The organism is Clostridium sp. NkU-1 (assembly GCA_001312405.1).
This window is the reverse complement of record BBDR01000003.1, coordinates 425,995-446,432: the sequence shown is the minus strand read 5'-3', so window position 1 is coordinate 446,432 and position 20,438 is coordinate 425,995. Positions and strand designations below refer to the sequence as shown.

At 46.2% G+C, this 20,438-nt stretch carries 16 protein-coding genes, 2 tRNA genes and 8 pseudogenes; 6 read left to right on the top strand and 20 right to left on the bottom strand.

The features are described 5' to 3' along the window. Nucleotides 1-45: 45 nt before the first annotated feature. From JCM10519_RS07640 to JCM10519_RS27565, 4 genes are all read right to left on the bottom strand, one after another. Nucleotides 46-134, bottom strand: a tRNA-Ser gene (locus tag JCM10519_RS07640). 45 nt (nucleotides 135-179) lie between these two features. Continuing rightward, nucleotides 180-265: transfer RNA gene (locus JCM10519_RS07635), tRNA-Ser, on the bottom strand. 188 nt (nucleotides 266-453) lie between these two features. Then, the gene (locus JCM10519_RS07630) at nucleotides 454-720 is read right to left on the bottom strand and encodes a hypothetical protein (RefSeq protein WP_054738452.1); all 267 of its coding nucleotides are present in this window, start codon (nucleotides 718-720) and stop codon (nucleotides 454-456) included. Then, entirely contained in the window at nucleotides 710-859 is a 150-nt protein-coding gene (locus JCM10519_RS27565) for a hypothetical protein (RefSeq protein WP_347843469.1), read from the bottom strand. Before JCM10519_RS27565 ends, JCM10519_RS07630 begins: the two co-directional genes overlap by 11 nt. Nucleotides 860-977: 118 nt before the next feature. Between JCM10519_RS27565 and JCM10519_RS27560 the strand changes: the two genes are divergently transcribed. Together JCM10519_RS27560 and JCM10519_RS27555 are read left to right on the top strand one after the other, a co-directional pair. Further along, nucleotides 978-1,160, top strand: a complete 183-nt coding sequence (locus JCM10519_RS27560) for a helix-turn-helix transcriptional regulator (RefSeq protein WP_347843468.1) — start codon at nucleotides 978-980, stop codon at nucleotides 1,158-1,160. After that, nucleotides 1,157-1,306: a hypothetical protein gene (locus tag JCM10519_RS27555; protein WP_347843467.1), complete on the top strand. Its 150-nt coding sequence runs from the start codon at nucleotides 1,157-1,159 to the stop codon at nucleotides 1,304-1,306. The genes JCM10519_RS27560 and JCM10519_RS27555 overlap by 4 nt, the downstream gene beginning before the upstream one ends. A 28-nt stretch (nucleotides 1,307-1,334) precedes the next feature. Here JCM10519_RS27555 and ispD read toward each other — a convergent pair whose 3' ends face one another. From ispD to JCM10519_RS07580, 9 genes and pseudogenes are all read right to left on the bottom strand, one after another. Beyond that, nucleotides 1,335-2,051 carry a 2-C-methyl-D-erythritol 4-phosphate cytidylyltransferase gene (gene ispD / locus JCM10519_RS07620; protein WP_054738451.1) on the bottom strand — a complete coding sequence of 239 codons (717 nt, stop codon included), beginning with the start codon at nucleotides 2,049-2,051 and terminating at the stop codon, nucleotides 1,335-1,337. Between the two features lie 7 nt (nucleotides 2,052-2,058). Continuing rightward, nucleotides 2,059-3,097 (bottom strand): annotated as a pseudogene (gene tsaD / locus JCM10519_RS07615) (tRNA (adenosine(37)-N6)-threonylcarbamoyltransferase complex transferase subunit TsaD). 10 nt (nucleotides 3,098-3,107) lie between these two features. Beyond that, nucleotides 3,108-4,018, bottom strand: a pseudogene (locus JCM10519_RS07610) (ribonuclease Z). Between the two features lie 655 nt (nucleotides 4,019-4,673). Next, nucleotides 4,674-4,976, bottom strand: coding sequence for a GNAT family N-acetyltransferase (locus JCM10519_RS07600; RefSeq protein ID WP_347843466.1), 303 nt, complete (start codon nucleotides 4,974-4,976; stop codon nucleotides 4,674-4,676). Further along, complete coding sequence (gene tsaB / locus JCM10519_RS07595; RefSeq protein WP_054738450.1) at nucleotides 4,966-5,679, bottom strand: tRNA (adenosine(37)-N6)-threonylcarbamoyltransferase complex dimerization subunit type 1 TsaB; 714 nt, start codon at nucleotides 5,677-5,679, stop codon at nucleotides 4,966-4,968. The genes JCM10519_RS07600 and tsaB overlap by 11 nt, the downstream gene beginning before the upstream one ends. Next, on the bottom strand, nucleotides 5,680-6,105 hold the full coding sequence (tsaE, locus tag JCM10519_RS07590) for a tRNA (adenosine(37)-N6)-threonylcarbamoyltransferase complex ATPase subunit type 1 TsaE (RefSeq protein WP_054738449.1): 426 nt from the start codon (nucleotides 6,103-6,105) through the stop codon (nucleotides 5,680-5,682). It abuts the gene before it with no gap. Nucleotides 6,106-6,108: 3 nt separating this feature from the next. Further along, the gene (locus JCM10519_RS27550; RefSeq protein WP_347843492.1) at nucleotides 6,109-6,417 is read right to left on the bottom strand and encodes a YcxB family protein; all 309 of its coding nucleotides are present in this window, start codon (nucleotides 6,415-6,417) and stop codon (nucleotides 6,109-6,111) included. Continuing rightward, entirely contained in the window at nucleotides 6,417-6,614 is a 198-nt protein-coding gene (locus JCM10519_RS27545; protein ID WP_347843465.1) for a hypothetical protein, read from the bottom strand. The genes JCM10519_RS27550 and JCM10519_RS27545 overlap by 1 nt, the downstream gene beginning before the upstream one ends. An 84-nt stretch (nucleotides 6,615-6,698) precedes the next feature. Next, nucleotides 6,699-8,839: pseudogene (locus JCM10519_RS07580) on the bottom strand (Tex family protein). Between the two features lie 383 nt (nucleotides 8,840-9,222). Between JCM10519_RS07580 and JCM10519_RS27540 the strand changes: the two are divergent. Next, complete coding sequence (locus tag JCM10519_RS27540) at nucleotides 9,223-9,387, top strand: hypothetical protein (protein ID WP_347843464.1); 165 nt, start codon at nucleotides 9,223-9,225, stop codon at nucleotides 9,385-9,387. After that, a complete protein-coding gene (locus JCM10519_RS27535; protein WP_347843463.1) occupies nucleotides 9,342-9,617 on the top strand; it encodes a hypothetical protein in 276 nt (91 codons plus the stop codon). Before JCM10519_RS27540 ends, JCM10519_RS27535 begins: the two co-directional genes overlap by 46 nt. A 365-nt stretch (nucleotides 9,618-9,982) precedes the next feature. Here JCM10519_RS27535 and JCM10519_RS07565 read toward each other — a convergent pair. The 5 genes and pseudogenes from JCM10519_RS07565 to secA all read right to left on the bottom strand — a co-directional run. Beyond that, nucleotides 9,983-11,179, bottom strand: a pseudogene (locus JCM10519_RS07565) (aspartate kinase); the annotation flags it as partial. 78 nt (nucleotides 11,180-11,257) lie between these two features. Then, a pseudogene (locus JCM10519_RS07560) lies at nucleotides 11,258-12,482 on the bottom strand (homoserine dehydrogenase). Nucleotides 12,483-12,488: 6 nt separating this feature from the next. Beyond that, complete coding sequence (locus tag JCM10519_RS07555) at nucleotides 12,489-12,944, bottom strand: ACT domain-containing protein (RefSeq protein WP_054738445.1); 456 nt, start codon at nucleotides 12,942-12,944, stop codon at nucleotides 12,489-12,491. Nucleotides 12,945-13,073: 129 nt separating this feature from the next. Further along, a protein-coding gene (prfB, locus tag JCM10519_RS07550; protein ID WP_347843462.1) for a peptide chain release factor 2 occupies nucleotides 13,074-14,208 on the bottom strand; the annotation gives its coding sequence in 2 pieces (ribosomal slippage) (nucleotides 13,074-14,132 and nucleotides 14,134-14,208; 1,134 coding nt in all). Between the two features lie 92 nt (nucleotides 14,209-14,300). After that, nucleotides 14,301-16,852 (bottom strand): annotated as a pseudogene (secA, locus tag JCM10519_RS07545) (preprotein translocase subunit SecA). A gap of 637 nt (nucleotides 16,853-17,489) precedes the next feature. Between secA and raiA the strand changes: the two are divergent. After that, a pseudogene (gene raiA, locus JCM10519_RS07540) lies at nucleotides 17,490-18,018 on the top strand (ribosome-associated translation inhibitor RaiA). Nucleotides 18,019-18,130: 112 nt separating this feature from the next. Here the strand turns inward: raiA and trxB are convergent. Beyond that, nucleotides 18,131-19,047, bottom strand: a pseudogene (trxB, locus tag JCM10519_RS07535) (thioredoxin-disulfide reductase). 199 nt (nucleotides 19,048-19,246) lie between these two features. Here trxB and JCM10519_RS07530 point away from each other — a divergent pair. After that, the gene (locus JCM10519_RS07530; RefSeq protein ID WP_054738443.1) at nucleotides 19,247-19,978 is read left to right on the top strand and encodes a 3-oxoacyl-ACP reductase FabG; all 732 of its coding nucleotides are present in this window, start codon (nucleotides 19,247-19,249) and stop codon (nucleotides 19,976-19,978) included. A gap of 145 nt (nucleotides 19,979-20,123) precedes the next feature. Here JCM10519_RS07530 and yajC read toward each other — a convergent pair whose 3' ends face one another. Further along, nucleotides 20,124-20,420, bottom strand: a complete 297-nt coding sequence (gene yajC, locus JCM10519_RS07525) for a preprotein translocase subunit YajC (protein ID WP_347843461.1) — start codon at nucleotides 20,418-20,420, stop codon at nucleotides 20,124-20,126. Nucleotides 20,421-20,438: the final 18 nt, after the last annotated feature.

The following is a 20,438-nucleotide window of genomic DNA, read 5'->3' as shown; positions in this document are numbered from 1 at the left end:
AAAGTGCTGTGCATCTGCCAGAAACATTCGTTTCTTCGATGCTGACGCAGAAGGAGGGATTTGAACCCTCGCGCCGCTACTAACGGCCTACTCCCTTTCCAGGGGAGCCCCTTCAGCCACTTGGGTACTTCTGCAGTTAGCTGATTCTTTTATGTTATTAGCGGCTAAAAACCTGCCAACGGAGAGGGTGGGATTCGAACCCACGCGCCCTTGCGGACAAACGGTTTTCAAGACCGCCTCGTTATGACCACTTCGATACCTCTCCAAATGTGCTTTTATATTTTAATAGAAGTCCATGCTTTTGTCAAGCACTTTTTCTATTTTTTTCCAAATCTCTTGGAGACCAATATTGCTTGTTTGCTGTACTTATCAGCTGCAACTTGGATAGTTTATCATTGTTTGTTTGTTCTGTCAACACATTTTTACATTTTTTTCAAATTATATCCCTAAGTCTTAAAAATACTCTAAAAGCCGTTGTTTTGCTTCTTCAGCTGTCTTAAAATCTTCTACTGTGCCGGTCATATAACTAAGCGCATCTTCCCATACTTTTACTGGATAATCTTCTGCCGGTATTTCGGCAACAACAAAACGACAGCATCTTATAGAAATACAGTTTCTTAAATCTGACAGGTACATGCAGCCAGAATTCGCCGCTATTCGGTCCAAAAGCCCAAGCCCGGCGTTTTTGCCCTTCTCTATCCTGTTATCATCAGTTTTCATCTACCGTACCTTCTTTCATCTTTCCTGCCCATGCGTTCTGGGCATAAAGGTATACCCGCAGGTGTTGCTTCTTATGCAGCCGCCGGTAACATTGGAAGCCGCTTACCCGCATGGCGGACTTTTCTGTATAATCATACATTAAATACTTTATATAACTAATAATATTGTAATGAATGCAACATGTCAAGTGATGGATTGCATTATTTACTACATATATTTCATATAATGCAATACTATGGAATCAGGAGGAGCTACCTATGTATATAGATTTCAATTTTTCCAAACGCCTTTCAGAGCTTAGAGCTCAAAAGGGCGTGTCTGCACGTGATATGAGTCTGTCTCTTGGGCAGAATCCCACATATATCCATAAAATAGAAAATGGACTGGCTCTTCCGTCCATGATGGGTTTTTTTCTATATATGCGAGTATCTGGACATTGAACCAGCCGAATTTTTTTTCTCACAGCATCAGCAGCCCGTCAAAAGTAAAAGAACTAATAGAGGATGCACAACATTTAAACCGGGAGCAGCTTGACCACCTTCATCTGATTGTAAAGGATCTTTTAAAATCAGGAGGGAAAAAATAAAAAGGAAGCTGCACTTACAGCATTCCTTTTATTTTTCCCGTTGTTTTCTTTTTATCAGCACTTCGGCAATTTCCATGTCCTCCGGTGTTGTAATCTTTATGTTGGCATAATCGCCCCGAATTAATTTCACCTTTTCCTGAGTCATGGTTTCTACCACCATGGCATCATCCGTTACTCCCCCCTGATACTGCTCCGATGACATAAGCTTTTCATAAGCCCGAAGTACCAGTTCATATTCAAATGCCTGAGGAGTCTGAATCAGCCACAGACTGTTCCGGTCCGGTGTCATGGCGGCAAATTCATCATGATCGGAAATTTTAATGGTATCCTTTACAGGCATCCCAACCGCACATGCCTTATACATTCTGGCTGCATCGGAAGCTGCCTCTATGACCTCGGCCGTCACACAGGGCCTGGCTCCGTCATGGATCAGGACATATTCACAGTTGTTAACTGCTTTAAGCCCTTCGTATACGGAATGATACCGTTCCTTTCCACCTTCTGTAACCGCAGCCACCTTTTTAAAACCGTATTTCTCTATGATCTCCTCCTGGCAATACCCCGACTCTTCCGGACCGGTCACCAGGATGATCTCATCTACCGAACTGTTCTCAAAGGCACGAAGCGCATAATACAGCAGAGGTTTCCCAAAGAGCTCCAGATACTGCTTATGCACCTGAGTCCCCATGCGTGTCCCTTTTCCTGCTGCCAATATGACCGCTGCCGTTCTTCCTTTTCGTTCCATCCGTCTATCACCTCTCACCCAGCTTTAAATTGGGAACTGCATTTAAGTCCCAACCGGCCCTTGATCCATTAATGTACTCATAATAAGCTGCTGTGCCGATCATGGCTGCGTTATCAGTGCAGTAAATGGGTGAAGGATAGTAAAAGGCAATACCGGCTTTTTCACACGCAAGGCTCATCCCTTGCCGCAGGGCAGAATTGGAAGCCACACCACCGGCTATGGCAACCTTTTTAAATCCATATTCCTTTGCTGCCTCTACCGTATGACTTACCAGCACGTCCACGACCGCATTCTGGAAAGAGGCCGCTAAATCAGGGACATTGATTTCCTCTCCCATCATGCCTGCATGGTTGATGTGGTTTAATACCGCAGACTTTAGGCCGCTAAAGCTGAAATCGTAAATGTTCCCTTCCACCTTTGCCCGTGGGAATTTGATGGCATGGGGATTTCCTTCCTTAGCCGCCCGGTCAATCTTCGGGCCTCCCGGATATCCAAGGCCCACTGCTCTTGCAACCTTGTCAAATGCTTCTCCTGCCGCGTCATCCCTGGTACGGCCCAGGATTTCAAATTCACCGTAATCCTTTACAATGACAAGATGGGTATGGCCGCCGGATACGATCAGGCATAAAAACGGCGGCTCCAGATCCGGATGCTCAATGAAGTTGGCCGATACATGTCCTTCAATATGATGGACACCCACTAACGGCTTGCCTGCAGCATAAGCAATGGCCTTTGCCTCAGCAACGCTACAAGGAGCGCTCCCACAAGGCCCGGGCCATAAGTAACGCCTATGGCGTCCATATCCTCCAGGCACAGCCCTGCCTCCAGAAGGGCTGCTTCTATGACCTGATTTATTTTTTTTCAATATGCTTTCTGGATGCGATTTCCGGTACAACGCCCCCATAGAGGGTATGCAGGGCGATCTGGGAGGAGATCACATTGGAAAGGATCTCTCTTCCGTTCTTAACTACGGCAGCCGCCGTCTCATCACAGGAACTTTCAATCGCCAGTATATAGACATCTTCTTCTGTATGATTCTTTTTCATTGCCGCTCCCTCACTCCTCATCAAATTCCAGCTCCAATGTCCAGGCATCCTTTGCCGCTTTTGCGCGGGGGAAGATTTCCCGGACTTTCTCCATATATTCCTCTGGCCTGGTAAGGGAGGGGCTGTAATGGGTCAGCCACATCTGTTTAGGCTGGGCTTCCTTTGCCAGCCTGGCTGCCTCATAAAAAGTCATATGCTTATATTCTCTGGCTTTTGCTTCCTTTCCTTCCTCACCGTACATGCTTCGCAGATAAAAAGATCCGCCTCCCTTGCATATTCCGCAATTACAGGAACCGGCCTTGTATCCGTACAATAGGTAACCTTAAGCCCTCGTCTTACCGGACCTAAGACCATATCAGGAGTCAGGGTTCTTCCTGCCTCTTCAATGGTTTCTCCTTTTTGCAGACGGCTCCAGAATTTCTGGGGTATTCCGGCGGCATTGGCCCGGTCTACATCAAACCGGCCTGTCCTTGGAATGGAAATGGAATAACCATAACAAGCAACATTGTGGTTCACCCGGTAAGCATCGATCACATATGGCCCGATCTTTACCTGTTCCCGAACCTGGTCAAGCTCAATGAATTTCAGTTCAAAGGGCAGCTCCGGCGCAATGACCCGAAGAGCACTCACCACACGCTCCAGGCCCTTTGGCCCCATAAGAGTCAGGGGTTCTGTCCTTTCCGCATTGCCCATGGTCAGGAGAAGTCCCGGAAGACCGCTGATATGGTCGGCGTGATAATGGGTGAAACAAATGATGTCAATGGGTTTCGGGCTCCAGCCCTTTTCCTTTAACGCAATCTGGGTTCCTTCTCCGCAGTCAATGAGAAGATCGCTGCCGCCGCATCTGGCCATCATGGCTGTCAGCCACCGGTATGGCAGGGGCATCATTCCTCCGGTTCCGAGTAAACATATATCCAACATAAAATTTCCTCGCTTTGGTTTCTATCAATAAATGGCGGAAAAAAACCGCCTCATAAAATCATATCACAAAGCAGAGGCAATTAGCAACTATAAATATTCCAGCTGTTCTTCCACTTCAACAGGAATCTTAAATTCCTGAATCATGGCATCGTAACATTCCTCGCACAGATCAAAATGATGGATCTCCCCATCCTTCTCGGAAAAAAAAGTCCCAGGTATGATTGACGCTTATTACTCCCTCCCTGGCAATACCTTCTGACACGATAATTTTTTTTGCCACAGCAGTTGCAAACAACTGTTTCAAGCTGACCACCGTTTTTGTACTTTCTCATCTTCCTCTCACCTTTCCACTTAATTGCCCATGCTGTTGGGCATAAAGGGATACCCGCAGTATTTCCTTTTTCGCACTTACCAGTCAGGCCCTGTTTCCGTTTTGCGTCATACGAAAACAGGAAAAAGGGCATCCATACTGGATACCCCTACATTATAAACGGTGTTTCCCCTTATTTTTAGTGGTAAATGTTTCATATCCGGCGGTTCCACATGATAACAGCATTTTCGCAGGGATTAAGGTAATAATTTTTCCGGATCGTCTCCTCTTCAAAACCATAGGATCTATAAAGGTTTCTGGCCTTTTTATTACTTTCCCGGACTTCTAAAGACAGGATGTCACCCCATTTTTTCTGGAATATTCCACCAGCCGGTCCATAAGTTTCTTAGAAAGGCCCCTCCCCCTGTAAGCAGGCAAAACAGCGATCCGAAGCAGTTCTCCTTCCCCGGCAATGACCCGGAAAACGCAGTATCCTAAAACGTCCCCCTCTTCTTCCAGTACCAGCCAGGTATCAAGGCTGCTTTCCAGGCCCTTTTTGACAGACTCCAAGGGCCATGGGTCTGAAAAACAGAGCCGTTCTATTTCAGCGACTCCAGATACATCCTCTGGCCTCATTTCATGAACCATGGGATTCTCCCCCTTTTGCCTCCAGTTCCCGCTCCGCCTGGGGCTTCCTCAAATAATCAGGGGCATGCTCCGCTGCCGTAAGGGTCTTTCCCTCTTCATAATACCGGCTGCCTAAAGCCGCAACTGCTGCCGCCCGCTGCCGGTTCAAATGAGCCGGGGCAAACAGGAAGGGAACCTTCATCTTTTCTTGTATCTGCTTTTTGTATACAGGAACTCCGTCTCCTGAAAAAATCACCTTTTCTCCCGCTGCATTTAATTCTTCCACCAATTCTTCAATGTCCATGGGGCACTGTTCCTTAATCACGGAGAATCCGTCCCTGTTGTCATAGATGCCTGTATATACCTGGTTCCTTCTGGCATCCATGATAGGGCAGACCCGATAGGCGCTTCCATATAAGTTATAAGCCATGGCATCCACGGTGGGCACAGAAACCAGAGGTTTCTTTAAAGCCAGGCCAAGGCCCTTTCCTGTAGCAGAGCCGATCCGAAGCCCGGTAAAGGAACCAGGGCCCCCGGAGATTGCAATGGCATCAATGGTCTCTAAATCCAGCTCTATCATTTTTACTATTTCATCCAGCATGGGAAGAAGGGTCTGGGAATGGGTCCTCTTAAAATTCACCGTATATTCCGCAGTCAGTACCTCGTCCTCCACTACAGCAACGGAAGCTACCAAAGACGAGCTTTCAATTCCAAGTATCCTCATTTACATTCCCTCCACGGTTATTTTCCTGTACTCAAACCCTTTTTCCAAATCCTTTTCAATGGTTATGGTTATTACATGGTCAGGAAGAAGCTCTTGAATCAAATTGGACCATTCAATCAGGCTTACTCCCTCCCCGTAAAAACAGTCTTCATAACCGATCTCATCCATCTCGCTGATATCACCGATCCGGTACACATCGAAATGGTAGAAAGGCAGGCGCCCCTCCTCATACTGGTTGACAATGGTAAAGGTGGGACTGTTTACCAGCTCCCTGATTCCAAGGCCTGACGCAAACCCCTGGGTAAATACGGTCTTTCCTACTCCCAAATCCCCGTTTAAGCAATATACAGAAGAAGGCTTCGCTTCCTCTCCCAGTTTTTTCCCAAATTCATAGGTTTCTTCTGGTTTCCAGCTTTCTATTACCATAATTTATATCCTCTTTCGCCTTTCAGGAGGCAGTTTTTCTTTGATAAGCCCGCGGATAGCCGCCTTTTTCTCTCCCGTAACGGAATCAGGCAGCAGATAGGCGTGAACCCGGTCCATATACAGGATCATCATATCCCTAACGCGGTCCACTTTTCCAATGTTTTCCCAGGCGATTTCCATGCTTTCCTCTCCCTGGGAAACCAGAATCCCATTCTCACCAAAGGTAAGGGTCATGGGGTTCTGGATCCCAGGAGTCTTTGCCTGCTTAAGAGCCTTTAAATAAAGAATGCCCGGCTGCCAGACCGTAAACATCAGGCGCAAACGATCAGCAGCACCCGGTAAGGGGTGGAATTGGAACTCCATGTGGTAATCAGGAGAAAAACAGCAGCAGCGCTGAAAATAATATTAAAAAGCCCCTGCAGCCCCTGATAGGAATGGTACATGGAAAACTTCCACAAATCCTTTGCCGTCAATTTTACTTCTATTTTAATCGGGTCTTTCTCTTCCACGTTTTCCTCCCTTCTGTGCACTTGGCACAGCTTCTGGCATAGCTTTCTTCTTTTTGGCAAGCCGCCAGACGAATTAAACTTCTTTTATAATTTCATGGTCAGGGCGATTCTCTTCTTCTGCACATCAACGCTTATGACCTTGACTTCAACAATATCCCCAACGCTGACCGCTTCTAAGGGATGCTTGATGAATTTATCCGACATCTGGGAAATATGGACAAGGCCATCCTGGTGGACGCCGATATCTACAAAAGCGCCGAAATCAATGACATTTCTCACGGTTCCCTTTAAGACCATGCCTGGCTGCAAATCCTTCATCTCCATTACATCAGTACGGAGAATGGGGGCAGGCATCTGGTCTCTTGGATCCCTTGCCGGCTTTTCCAGTTCTTTCACAATATCCCGCAAGGTGATCTCGCCGATTTCCAACTGAGCTGCCAGCGCTTTATAATCCAGGATCTTTTTACCGATTCCGCTTAAGCCGCCATGAGCCAGCTCTGTCAGCTCATAGCCAAGCTTTTTCAAAAGCTTTTTAGCCGCCTCGTAGGTTTCAGGGTGAACGCTGGTTCCGTCTAAGGGGTTCTTCCCTCCCTGGATCCTCATAAAGCCTGCACACTGTTCGTATGCCTTTGGCCCAAGCTTTGGAACCTTTAAAAGCTGGCTCCGGCTGGTAAATGCCCCGTTTTCCTCGCGGTAAACCACGATATTCTTTGCAATGGGCTTTGATATGCCGGAAATGTATTCCAGCAGGGAGCAGAAGCCGTATTTAAATCCACTCCCACCTTATTCACGCAGTCCTCCACAACGCCCTGAAGAGCCTCGCTTAAATGCTTCTGGTTCATATCATGCTGGTACTGGCCTACTCCAATGGATTTGGGGTCGATCTTAACCAGCTCTGCCAGAGGATCCTGCAGCCTTCTTGCAATGGAAGCAGCACTTCTCTGGCCCACGTCAAATTCAGGGAATTCTTCCGTGGCAAGCTTGCTGGCGGAATAAACTGAGGCCCCTGCCTCGTTTACAATAATATACTGAACCTGCTCCGGTATTTCTTTTAACAATTCCACGATCACTGCTTCCGATTCCCTGGATGCAGTTCCATTTCCAACGGAAATCAGGGAAACATGGTATTTTTTGATCAGCCTCTTTAAAACAGCTTTTGCTTCCTCTACCTTGTTCTGGGGTGCTGTGGGATAAATGACCACGGTATCAAGGACTTTTCCTGTCTCATCCACAACTGCCAGCTTGCAGCCTGTCCTGAATGCCGGGTCCCAGCCCAGGACCACCCGTCCTGCAATGGGAGGCTGCATTAAAAGCTGTTCCAAGTTCTTTCCAAACACCCGGATTGCCCCAGTCTCTGCCTGCTCTGTCAAAGTACCTCTTACCTCACGCTCAATGGCAGGGGCTATGAGACGGTCATAGCTGTCCGAGATCACCTCTCTTAAGACTGCGTGGTGCAGGAGTTGTCCCTTACAATCACCTGCTTTTCCAGAAACCGTAAAATCTGCTCTGCAGGGGCAAGTATTTTTACCGTAAGAATCTTTTCTTTTTCCCCCCGGTTTAAAGCCAGAATCCTGTGGCCTGCGGATTTTTTAATGGTTTCCTCATAATTGTAATACATTTCATATACGGATTCTGCCTTTTCATCCTTTGCCGTTCCCTGAAGGCTTCCCTGGTTCATGGTGGCATTTCTTATATAGGTACGGTATTCCGCATTATCAGAAATCCGCTCCGCCAGGATGTCCTTTGCCCCGTTTATGGCTTCCTCCGGGGAAGAAACACCCTTTTCTTCGGAAACGTACTCTGCCGCCGCCTCTGTTAAGGGAGTCTTTATCATCTGAAGCATGATCAGGTCAGCAAGGGGTTCCAGTCCCTTTTCCCTGGCAATGGTGGCTCTTGTCCTCCTCTTGGGCTTATAGGGACGGTATAAATCCTCCACAGCTACCAGAGTCTGAGCTTCTAGAATCTTTTTTTTCCAGCTCCGGCGTCAGCTTCTCCTGCTCCCTGATGGAGGAAAGGACCTGTTCCTTCCGTTCCTCTAAATTCCGCAGATAGCGGAGCCTTTCATCCAGGTTTCGCAGGACCTCATCGTTTAAGGAACCGGTAGCCTCTTTCCGGTATCTTGCAATAAACGGAATGGTGTTTCCTTCGTCAATGAGCTTAACTGCTGCCTCCACCTGTCCGCGGGCAATGGAAAGTTCTTCTTGTAATGCCTTAATTATATCCATGGTGATCCCCTTATTTTTTCATAATTGCACTTTTCTATCAAGCTTTATTCAATTTACTATTATAATTCATCAGCCTGTCTTATGCAATACCCGTCTGGACATGCAAGCCTTTTCGTGCTACAATCATACAATAAGTATGGTTTATGAGAAATATCCTTTGAACTTCTCATAAAAAGTGCAGTTTTCAGCACCAGCCATCCGATTTTGAAGACAGCCTTTTGTTTTCACAATATATCTTATTAGAAATCGTTTTTTTGATTTCTGATAAAAGGCAGTGTTTTTCTGCCGTCCATCCGATTATGAAAACATCTTTTTGCTTTCATAATATGACTTATCAGAAATGCTTTTTACTTCCAATAATATGCAAACGAGGTAAATTACGAATGGAAGAAAACCATAACACCAATAACGGAATGCTGCCCCAGATCCGCCCAACCGGCTCTTTTCTGGCCTTCTGGTCCGTTCTTCTTGGCGGCTTTGGACTTGCCAGTGACTGCTTCCCGTGTTCAGCATCTGGAGTCTGCCTGCCGGCCTGTTTCTCGGCCTGATCGGTATCGCATGCGCCGTGCTTTCCAGACAGGGAAAACCCTTTACCCAGCAGGCCCAGCTTGGACTGATCCTGTCTGTTATTTCCGCGGTCTGCGGCCTTATGATGGCATTGTTTATTATTTTTGTTTATGACACCATGGATACCAACACACCTTTGGGCCATTATTTCAGACAGGTTTTTGAGACTGCCGCCCAAGCCCTTTCAGCCACCTCTCCTTCCGGAGAATAAGGGCTACTTAAATGGAGGCAGCAGATCCACGCTATTAAAGACCAGCATATAATTCTTAAAAATCCAATTAACCGCAGTAATAGCGGCTCCTGCCAGGATGAGTATCCTGGCTCTTTTTCTATATTCCAGGGGATTTCTCCGCCCTTTGCAAAAGCCCATAAAAACAATTCCAAAAACAGCGCAAAGACAGCATAAAGGACCAGCGGATGATACTGAAAACTCATCCGCAGGTCCCCCTGCAGCAATGACCCGGACGGCCCGGGTTCCCCCGCAGCCAGGGCAATAAAGCCCGGTTAGGAATGGAACAGACAGGGAAGCCCGAAGCCAAATATTTTTTTTAACCAGTTCATTTTTTTCACCTTTGTTTAATCCGCCAGATCAAAAGCATCATGGACCGTTCTCATGGCACGGTTTACATCTGCTTCATCGATGAGAACCGTTATCCGGATCTCAGAGGTGGCGATCATCTTGATATTCACATTGGCGTTTGAAAGGGCCTCAAACATCTTTGCCGCTACTCCGGGATTGCCTGTCATCCCTGCACCGATAATGGAAATCTTGGCCACACCTTCCTCGCTCGTGATATCCTGGGCTGTAATGGATTTTATATTTTCCTTTAACAGATCCATGGTATCCTTTAAATCAGTCTTTGCCACCGTAAAAGAGATGTCCTTTCTCTCTTCCCGTCCGATGGACTGAATGATGATATCCACATTAATATTGTGTTTTGCCAGGAGATTAAAGATTTTAAAAGCAATTCCAGGCGTATTCCTGACCCCGATCACTGAAATACGGGCTACATTCTTATCTGCGGCCACACCGCTAACCAGCATTCTTTCCAATTTTGTTTCCTCCTTGACAACTGTACCTTCTGCCCTGGTCAGGCTTGACAGAACAACCAACTGAACTCCATAACGCTTTGCCATCTCCACAGACCGGTTATGGAGCACTTTTGCTCCAAGGGAAGCGAATTCCAGCATTTCATCATAAGAAACCTCAGGGAGCTTTCTGGCATTTGGAACAATGTGGGGGTCTGCTGTGTATACACCATCCACATCCGTATAGATCTCACATGCATCCGCATGAAGGGCTGCTGCAAGGGCCACGGCCGTTGTATCGGAGCCTCCCCGGCCAAGGGTTGTTAAGTCATCGTACTTATTAACCCCCTGAAAGCCTGTGACGATCACGATTTTCCTGGCCTCCAGTTCATGCCGTATCCGTTCTGTATCGATCCGCTTTAATTTGGCCATTCCGTAGGCAGAGGTGGTGTGCATGGCCACCTGGGACGCATTTAAAGAAACGGCCGGAACTCCCAAAGAATTCATTGCCATAGCCATGAGGGCAACACTGATCTGTTCCCCGGTAGCTAACAGCATATCCATCTCTCTCTTGGGAGGATTAGGATTAATCTCACGGGCTTTTTCAATAAGACCATCCGTTGTCTTTCCCATAGCCGACAGGACCACTACCACCTGATTGCCTTTTTCATATTCCTCAATGCAGCGCTTTGCCACATTAAAAATTCTTTCCTTGTCTGCGACGGAGCTACCGCCAAATTTTTTTCACTACTAACATTGATGCCTCCTGGCGAAAAGTCAAGCGGATATTCTGATCCGCTTTGCTGTATGCTCATAAACCTGTTACACCGTTACGATTTCTGCGCGGATGCGCTGCCTGATTCCCGGCAGCTTTTTCGCTTTTATTTCGTATTCTTCTTCGGTCATGGTTTCCGTAAGAACTGCAAATTCGTCCATATGGTCCAGTTCCACCACTTCTACCTTGCCAAATACCGCCTCTACTTCTTTCAAACGCTTTTCAGCAATCCCTTTAAGCCTTACAAAGTAACAGAAGGAAAAGCTGTTCATAGCTGAAATGGTAAGGCATTCTCTATCCCAGCCCATTTCCACATGGCGGCCTTGATTTTTAAGGGCTTCAATAATATCCGCCACCACAGCACTGGCTGTCGGAAGCTTTCCGGCCCCGCTTCCATAAAACATGGAGGTGCCTAACATGTTTCCTTTTACCAGAATTCCGTTATAAACATCATTTACGGAATATAACGGGTGATCCTTTCCGATCATGACCGGGGCTACAAATGCATGGACCGCTCCGTCCTGAATCCGGCTTGAGCCAAACAGCTTTACAGAGGTTCCCATTGCATCGGCATAACGGAAATCCACATCCGTTATTTTTGTAATCCCTTCTGTATAAATATGCTCATAATTGACCTCGTGTCCCGTTGCCATGGCTGTCAGAATGGCAATCTTTCGACAGGTATCGTGTCCCTCCACATCGGCTTCCGGGTTCCGCTCCGCGTAGCCAAGCTCCTGAGCCTCTCTTAAGGCCGCTTCAAAGGTCTCCCCTGCTTTGTCCATCTTTGTCAATATGTAGTTGGTGGTTCCATTTAAAATGCCTGTGATCTCTTCAATCTCCTCGCCAGCAAGAGAAGTATAAAGAGGACGTATAACGGGTATGCCGCCGCCTACACTTGCCTCAAAAAAAGAAGTTCACATTCTGCTCTCTGGCAATCTCTAAAAGCTCGGTGCCGTGTGCCGCCACCAGAGCCTTATTGGAAGTAGCCACATGCTTGCCTGCCATCAGGCTCGCCTTCACAAAGGGATAAGCGGGATTTAATCCTCCCATGGTCTCAACCACCATGGACACTTCAGAATCCTTCTCAATGATGGAAAAATCATGAACGATCTTATCTTCCACAGGATCCCCTGGAAATTCTCTTAAATCCAGAACATACTTCACACGGACCTCATCGCCCACTCTTTTGGCAATGATCTCCTTGTTTCTTTCCAAAACCTCTACCACACCTGATCCAATGGTACCATAGCCCATAACTGCAATATTCTTCATATCTCTCTACTCCCTGGCTAAAATTTTAACGTAGTGGACCCCATCTTTTTCTTCTATATCCTCTACCATTTTAGAAACATTACCGGTAGTTTCAAGGACTTCCACGCTTAATGTCAAGGTGGCCACCCCATTGACCGGAATACTCTGGTGTATGGTGAGGATATTGGCGCGGTACACAGCTACTACATGAAGCAGGTCGGACAGTAAGCCTGGTTCATCATCCATCTGCATCACAAGTGTAATGGTTTTTCCCTTCGTATTATCATAAAAAGGAAAGATATCATCCTTATACTTATAAAAAGAGCTGCGGCTGATACCGACCCGGTCAGTCGCCTCCTGAACGGTGATGACGCGCTCCGATTCCAACAGTTTTTTTGCCTCAACTACTTTCAGCAATACTTCAGGTACAGCCTTTTGCTTTACCACAAAATATTTACTTTTTTTCTTCCATAATAAAAATATCTTCCCTTCTGTGTCCGCATCGGAAATACATCTGTGCTCATAGGGAAGATATTATCATATTTAGTCTGGGTATGCAACTATTTTTCTATTTATTTTCTTCGGTTTTTAAAAAAATACAGGGGAAATCCTCTATTCTGCGCTGCTTTCTCCGGATTTTGCCCCGGTGCTCAGCCAGCGTAAATAGGCGTACATGAACTGATCCAAAGCACCATCCAGAACGCTTCCCACATTGCCTGTTTCCGCATTGGTCCTGTGATCCTTGACCATGGTATAAGGCTGAAGGACATAGGAACGGATCTGGTTACCCCAGCCGATCTCTGTCACATCGCCACGGATACCGGACAATTTCTCCGCATTTTCCTGCTGCTTCACCATATAAAGCTTTGCTTTTAACATCTGCATGGCCTTATCCTTGTTCTGGAACTGGGAGCGCTCATTCTGGCACTGTACCACAATTCCGGTAGGAAGGTGAGTAATGCGGATGGCCGAGGAGGTTTTGTTGATATGCTGCCCGCCTGCACCGCTGGATCGGTAGGTATCAATGCGAAGGTCCTCTTCGTTGATCTCCACATCTAAGTCCTCTTCAATATCCGGCATAACATCACAGGATACAAAGGAGGTCTGACGTTTGCCCGCGGCATTAAACGGAGAGATGCGCACCAGACGGTGAACACCCTTCTCTGACTTTAAATACCCATAGGCATTGGGGCCGTTGATCTGTACCGTAACAGATTTAATGCCAGCTTCATCCCCGTCAAGGTAGTCAAGGACTTCCAAAGAAAAGCCTTTTTTCTCCGCCCAACGGCAGAACATACGGTACAGCATGCCGCACCAGTCACAGGATTCGGTTCCTCCCGCGCCTGCGTTAAGCTTTAAGATGGCGTTGTGGCCGTCATATTCTCCAGCCAGCAGAGTATTGATGCGCATTTCTTCCAGCTTTTCCTTGAAATGATTTAACATCTCTTCAACTTCCGGAACCAGGGAGGGGTCATTTTCCTCATTTCCCATCTCGATCATCACGCCAATATCTTCATACTGCTGTTCTAAGTCCTTATAGGTCTGAACCGTATCTTTTAAATTCTTTGCAAGCTGTACAATCTTTGTTGACTTTTCAGGATCCTCCCAAAAGCCCGGTTCTTCCATGGACTTGTCCAGCTCATCGATTCTCTTTAACTTATTATCTAAGTCAAAGTGAATCCCTCACTTCCACTAATGGTTTTTCGAATGTTGATAATTCGTATTTGTACTGATCTAACTCTACCACTGTGTCACCCACTTTCTGAATTGAATTATTTATCTATACAAAATTGGAGTCCGGTCCTTAAAAAGGGTGCGAACTCCAATTTTATAAAAATACTATACTAATTTACGTCCGCAGCACTGCTTGTATTTCTTACCGGAACCGCATGGACACGGATCATTGGGATATACCTTGGCTTCCACTTTCTTTACCGGTGCCTTTGGTGAGCTTTCATCCTTATTGGTTCCAGTCACCTTTGCAGCCGGCTCTCTTTCCACCTTCTGCTCCACGCGGATGTGGAATAAGATTCTTACGGTATCCTCCCGGATGGCCGCAGCCATCTCATCAAACATCTGATATCCGCTCATCTTATATTCCACCAGCGGATCTCTCTGTCCGTAAGCCTGCAGGCCGATGCCCTGACGCAGCTGATCCATGTCGTCAATATGGGACATCCATTTATTATCGATTACCTTTAAGAGAATAACCCGCTCGATTTCACGGATCTGCTCTCCCTCAGGGAATTCTGCTTCCTTGGATTCATACAGCTTAATTGCTTCTTCCTTCAGCATATGCTTCAGTTCATTCTTCCTAATCTTCTTATCCTCCGGAAGAGTAACAGGCTGCAGCGGAATGATGGGGAGAAGAAGGCTGTTAAGCTCGCTCAAATCCCATTCCTCCGGCGCCTGGTCGTCGCTGACGGAAAGATCTACCGCATTTTCCACAATATCCGTTACCATCTTTAAGATGAAATCACGCATATTGTCTCCATCCAGAACCTTTCTTCTCTCATCATAGATCACTTCACGCTGTTCGTTCATGACCTCGTCGTATTTTAAAAGGTTCTCACGGATGCCGTAGTTGTTTGTCTCAATCTTCATCTGGGCCTTTTCAATGGCATTTGAGAGCATCTTATGTTCGATCTGCTCTCCTTCCGGCACGCCAAGGGCATTGAACATGCCTACCAGACGTTCGGAACCAAACAGACGCATCAGGTCATCTTCAAGGGAAATGTAAAATCTGGATTCTCCCGGGTCACCCTGACGTCCGGAACGACCGCGCAGCTGGTTATCAATACGGCGGGATTCATGACGTTCTGTACCAATGATCTTTAAGCCGCCTGCTGCCTTTGCCTCGTCGTCAAGCTTGATATCCGTACCACGGCCTGCCATGTTGGTTGCAATGGTCACAGCCTTATGCACACCTGCATCCGCTACGATTTCAGCTTCCAGCTCATGATATTTTGCATTCAGCACCTTATGGGGAATGCCCCGGCGCTTTAACATATTGCTTAACATTTCAGAGGTTTCAATGGTGATGGTACCTACCAGGACAGGCTGTCCCTTGGCGTAAGCGATCTCCACCTCATTGCATACCGCCTCAAATTTCTCTTTCTTTGTTTTATAAACGGCATCTTCCTGGTCAATACGGGCAATAGGGCGGTTGGTCGGGATGGAAATGGCATCCATGCCGTAGGTATTACGGAATTCTTTTTCTTCTGTAAGAGCGGTACCGGTCATACCGGCCTTTTTATTGTACTTATTAAAGAAGTTCTGGAAGGTGATGGTGGCAAGAGTCTTGCTCTCCCTGCGCACATTTACGTGCTCCTTGGCTTCAATCGCCTGATGGAGTCCGTCGGAATAACGTCTGCCGGGCATGATACGTCCGGTAAACTCATCAACGATCAGTACTTCGTCATCCTTTACTACATAATCCTTATCCCGGAACATGAGATAATTGGCGCGAAGGGCCAGAATGATGTTATGCTGGATCTCTAAGTTCTGGGGATCAGATAAGTTCTCAATGTGGAAGAACTGCTCTACTTTATCCACACCCTGTTCGGTCAAGTTGACAACCTTGTCCTTTTCATCCACAATAAAGTCGCCGGTTTCCGTGATTTCTTCTCCCATAATGCTGCCATCTTGGAAAATTCCCCGGAAGCCTCGCCCTTTTCCAACTGGCGGGCCAGAATATCACAAACCTCATAGAGCTTTGTGGACTTGCCGCTCTGTCCGGAAATAATAAGAGGTGTTCTTGCCTCATCAATCAATACGGAGTCAACCTCATCAATGATACAAAAGTCTAAATTTCTTAAAACCATCTGTTCCTTATAGATGGCCATGTTATCTCTCAGATAATCAAAACCAAGCTCGTTGTTGGTTACATAGGTAATGTCGCAGTTGTATGCGGCACGTCTTTCGTCAGAATTCATGGAGTTGAGCACAACCCCAACAGTCAGTCCCAGGAACTCATGAACTCTTCCCATCCACTCAGCATCTCGTTTTGCCAGGTAATCGTTGACCGTTACAATCTGGACTCCATTGCCTGCCAAAGCATTTAAATAAGCTGGGCAGGTAGATACCAGGGTCTTACCTTCACCTGTCTTCATTTCGGAAATACGTCCCTGATGAAGAACGATTCCGCCAATGAGCTGTACACGGAAATGTTCCATATTAAGAACTCTTCGTGCTGCCTCTCTCACCGTTGCATAAGCTTCCGGCAAAATATCATCAAGAGTCTCGCCTGATGAAAGCCTTTCCTTAAAGAGCCTTGTGTTATTCCGCAGCTCCTCATCCGTAAGTGCAACCATGGTCGGACGCAGAGCTTCTATCTTATCCACAATAGGGTCTATTAATTTCAATTCTCTTTCACTATGAGTTCCAAATATTTTTTTGAACGAAGTTCATATTTCATTCTCCTACTCTTCTTAACGATATACACGATACAATCTCGTATATTGTAGCACTAACTCCTTCTTAATTCAACGAATTCATAAAAAAAATTAACATTCTGGTAATAAACAGGGCCTATTATTACCAGGTCCTTCCTTTTTCCACAGCAATCAACGGCAAATCTGGAAAAATTTATGGTCAATCTGACACATTGCACAAAAAACCTGTTCGATTCTCCGCTTTTCCACATTATCCACATCCCATTGTGTATTTTTCCCCCAGCTTTATCCCCACGATGAAATCCCATAATTAGTGGGAAAAACAGTTATACACCGAGTTATCCACATTATCCACATTTTTTCTCCACAGATTCCCATATTTCCCATCCCCTTATTAACCTGGGACATTTTTGTATATATGTCATAAAATTTCCTTTTTCGACGGAAAATACTCTTTTTCCCTTGACTTTTTTTTATTCCCATCTATAGTTTTTCAATAAACAGACAAAATAATAAGTAGAGACATTTTACAAAAAAATTGCCAACAATTATCTTATAATTTTACAATGTAATTGAATTGTTCTCAAAAATATGCTATACTATAACCATCTCAAGAAAAAGGAGCTGATGACTTATGCGTTTTACAATTACAGGGAGAAATATTGAGGTAACACCAGGATTACGCGAGGCAGTCGAGGACAAGCTTGGAAAGTTGGACCGTTTCTTCGCTCCTGCCACAGAAGCAACAGTAAGACTCAGCGTGCAGAAAGAAATACAAAAAATCGAAGTGACTATTCCAGTGAAAGGACATATAATCAGAGCAGAAGAATCCAGTACTGACATGTACGTTTCCATTGATCTTGTAGAAGAGATCCTGGAACGCCAGTTGAAAAAAATATAAGAACAAGTTAATCGATAAAAAGCTGAATGTTCCCTCCTTTTCCAAAGCTTTTCTGGAAGATGAAACCCAGACAGACGATTATATAGAGATCGTTAAGACAAAGAAATTTGCCATAAAGCCCATGGATCCGGAAGAAGCCTGTGTTCAGATGGAGCTTCTTGGTCACAGCTTCTACGTATTCTTAAATGCGGATACAGATGAAGTCAATGTGGTTTACAAAAGAAAAGGCGGCTCCTTCGGCCTTATTGAACCAGAATTCTAGAATATGCAAAAAGCAGCCAGGACAATTGTCCGGCTGCTTTTTTATGGTTTATGTCAAGCGGATATCCGCAATGACCAACAGGTCAGACCCTCCTCGGCCCTGCCTGATTCGGTTAAATCCGTGTCAGATACCGCTCTACGCTGGTAATGGCATTTGCGCCGTCAGAAACAGCTGTGGAAACCTGGCGAAGCTGCTTGGTGCGCACATCGCCGGCTGCAAAGATTCCGGGAATATTGGTTTCACAGTCCTCACCTGCCTTTATATAGCCATGATCCATCTCCACTAAGTTGTTAAATGCTTCGCTTTGCGGGTTGATTCCTACCGCTATGAACACTCCGTCTACCGCAAGCTTTTTCGATTCCTCGGTTTTGGCGTTCTTTATGGTCAGGGATTCCACCTGGTCTCCGCCTTCGATCTCCTCTACCACGGTATCCCAGATGATTTCCACGTTTTTCTGGTTAAACAGCTGGGTCTGCAAAGTCTTTGCCCCTCTCAGCTTATTTCTCCTATGAATTAAGTATACCTTTTTACACATTCTGGCCAGGAAAATGGCATCTTCAATGGCAACGTCGCCGCCGCCCACCACTGCCGCCACCTTATTGCGGAAAAATGCACCGTCACAGGTAGCGCAGTAGGAAACCCCCATGCCCGTAAGCTCCTCTTCACCGATTACGCTCAGCTTCCGGTGCTGGCTCCGGTAGCGATGATGACCGACTTTGTCTCATAGGCCCTCTCTTCTCCTACTACGGTAAATTCCCCGTCAGACGCTTCGATCCGAAGAACCTCGTCTGTGGAAAACTCTGCTCCCAGCTTCTCTGCATGCTCCCGGAACTTCATTCCAAGATCATAGCCGTTAATTCCAGGCAGCCCCGGGTAATTATCCACTTCATAAGTATTAAGGACCTGCCCGCCGCTTGCCACCTCTTTTTCAATCACTACCATCTTAAGCTCAGCCCTTTTACCATAAACCGCTGCCGAAAGCCCCGCGGGCCCGGAGCCGATGATCACCACATCATAAATCTCATTCATATTTATCTACCTGCTTTCTCTATTCTATCTGATATTAAGTTTTCTATCTTCATTATATCTCACCAGCCCTTAAGTATGCAATGCCTGGTCTGTAACAAAATCACCAAAAATGCAAATAGTCCTTTATCCGACCACGTTGCATTATTCCTGACGATTTGATAGAATAAATATATCATAAATCGACAGGAGGGGTGATGTTATGCCTAGAAAAACAGTACTTATAACAGGAGCTTCCCGGGGAATCGGAAAAGCTGTTGCCGTTAAATTTGCTAAAAAGGGATACAACGTGGTCATCAACTGCCTTCACAGTGAGGACCGACTTGTACAAGTAAAAAAAGAGCTGGAAGCATATCAGGTATCTTGTCTTTCCTGCATGGGGGACATGGGGGACATGAACCAGTGCCAGGCGCTCTTTGAACAGGTGCGCAAGCAGTTTGGTACACTGGATGTCCTTGTTAATAATGCCGGCATATCCTACATCGGCCTGTTGCAGGATATGAGCACGGATGCCTGGGACCGGATTATCCGCACCAACTTAACGTCAGTATTCAACTGCTGCAAGCTGGCCATTCCCGGAATGGTAGAAAAAAAGCAAGGAAAGATCATTAACATATCTTCTGTATGGGGAATATCCGGTGCCTCCTGCGAAGTCGCTTATTCCGCTACAAAAGGCGGCATTAACGCTTTTACAAAGGCTCTTGCCAAGGAACTGGCTCCAAGCAATATCCAGGTCAACGCCGTTGCCTGCGGTGCCATTGATACGGAAATGAACCAGTTTCTGGAGGAGGATGAATTAATCGCTCTCATCGATGGGATCCCGGCCGGACGGCTGGGAAAAGCAGAGGAGGTAGCTGATTTAGTATACCACCTGGGCTATAAAAATTCCTATCTGACCGGGCAGATCATCGGCCTTGACGGAGGCTGGCTTTAAATTAATACCCCTTACTAAATCATATGTTGGAAAACCCCTGGTGTATACTGGCGCCATGAAAACAGGCTCCCTCACCGGAGCTCTGGGTTTTCCCTATAAAAAGGCACCCGGAAAAAGTAAACCTCTTTCCGGGTGCCCTGATTTCTTAAGACTGCGCTTTTTCTATCTGAACGATAGCAGTCTTCTGCATAGGAATCCTGCAGTTCTTATTGTTGCCGAACTCTACAATAACCGTATCATCTGTCATATCAATGATGACACCATAAAAACCACTGGAGGTCAAAACGCTGTCTCCGATTGCAATGTTTGCAAACATCTCCTGCTGTTTCTTTTTCTCCTTTTTCTGGGGTCTGATTGCGATAAAATACATGAAGCCAAAGATCACTGCGATATAAATGACCCAAAAGCCCACGCCCATGGTACCGCCTGTTGCTGATAACATAACCATTTCCTCCTTATA

Bases quoted from the DNA above. Each gene is read 5' to 3' on its own strand.
- JCM10519_RS07630 (WP_054738452.1), bottom strand. From the start codon at position 720: ATGAAAACTGATGATAACAGGATAGAGAAGGGCAAAAACGCCGGGCTT.
- JCM10519_RS27565 (WP_347843469.1), bottom strand. From the start codon at position 859: ATGTATGATTATACAGAAAAGTCCGCCATGCGGGTAAGCGGCTTCCAA.
- JCM10519_RS27560 (WP_347843468.1), top strand. From the start codon at position 978: ATGTATATAGATTTCAATTTTTCCAAACGCCTTTCAGAGCTTAGAGCT.
- ispD (WP_054738451.1), bottom strand. From the start codon at position 2,051: ATGGAACGAAAAGGAAGAACGGCAGCGGTCATATTGGCAGCAGGAAAA.
- JCM10519_RS07600 (WP_347843466.1), bottom strand. From the start codon at position 4,976: ATGGTTCATGAAATGAGGCCAGAGGATGTATCTGGAGTCGCTGAAATA.
- tsaB (WP_054738450.1), bottom strand. From the start codon at position 5,679: ATGAGGATACTTGGAATTGAAAGCTCGTCTTTGGTAGCTTCCGTTGCT.
- tsaE (WP_054738449.1), bottom strand. From the start codon at position 6,105: ATGGTAATAGAAAGCTGGAAACCAGAAGAAACCTATGAATTTGGGAAA.
- JCM10519_RS27550 (WP_347843492.1), bottom strand. From the start codon at position 6,417: ATGTTTACGGTCTGGCAGCCGGGCATTCTTTATTTAAAGGCTCTTAAG.
- JCM10519_RS27540 (WP_347843464.1), top strand. From the start codon at position 9,223: ATGGAAGAAAACCATAACACCAATAACGGAATGCTGCCCCAGATCCGC.
- JCM10519_RS07530 (WP_054738443.1), top strand. From the start codon at position 19,247: ATGCCTAGAAAAACAGTACTTATAACAGGAGCTTCCCGGGGAATCGGA.
- yajC (WP_347843461.1), bottom strand. From the start codon at position 20,420: ATGTTATCAGCAACAGGCGGTACCATGGGCGTGGGCTTTTGGGTCATT.